The organism is Niallia sp. 01092 (assembly GCF_052318935.1).
Taxonomy (GTDB): domain Bacteria; phylum Bacillota; class Bacilli; order Bacillales; family Cytobacillaceae; genus Niallia.
This window is the reverse complement of the sequence record NZ_JBQRKO010000071.1, coordinates 1-542: the sequence shown is the minus strand read 5'-3', so window position 1 is coordinate 542 and position 542 is coordinate 1. Positions and strand designations below refer to the sequence as shown.

Here is a 542-nt window from a genome sequence, read left to right as displayed (position 1 = left end):
GTCCACCAGGGAAATTGCCATCTTTTGCTTTTGTCGTAACATCTTTTACTGCTGTAGAAACACCTTTTAGTGCAGATGTTAACACTACATTATGCTCTCCAACTACACCTTCAGGAGATTGATCAGAGTCTACTCCGATTGCCCAAATGTATTTAGAAGGATCTTTTTCTTTTAATTCACGAGCCTCGGTAAATAAACCAGCACCAGTTCCACCTGAAGCATGGAATACTACATCAGCGCCTGAAGAATACATTTTATTAGCGATTGTTTTCCCGATTTCTGGTTTCGTGAAAGCACCAGCATATTGTACATCTACTTTCGCTTTTGGATTGGCAGCCTTTACACCATCAACAAATCCAGCTTCAAAATGCCAAATAATTTCATTTTCCATCCCGCCGATAAAGCCGATTTTATTAGATTTTGTTGCTTTTCCTGCAACAAGACCAGCTAAGAAAGCACCTTCTTGTTCTTTAAAAGTGATACTTGCAACGTTCGGTTGTTTAACTACGGAATCTACAATCGCAAAATGAGCATCTTGTTGT

1 protein-coding gene is annotated in these 542 nt (G+C 39.3%); it reads right to left on the bottom strand.

Annotated features, from left to right (window positions below):
* On the bottom strand, positions 1-542 hold a 542-nt coding region (locus tag ACTXGU_RS22350; RefSeq protein ID WP_443483703.1), incomplete at both ends, for a BMP family lipoprotein.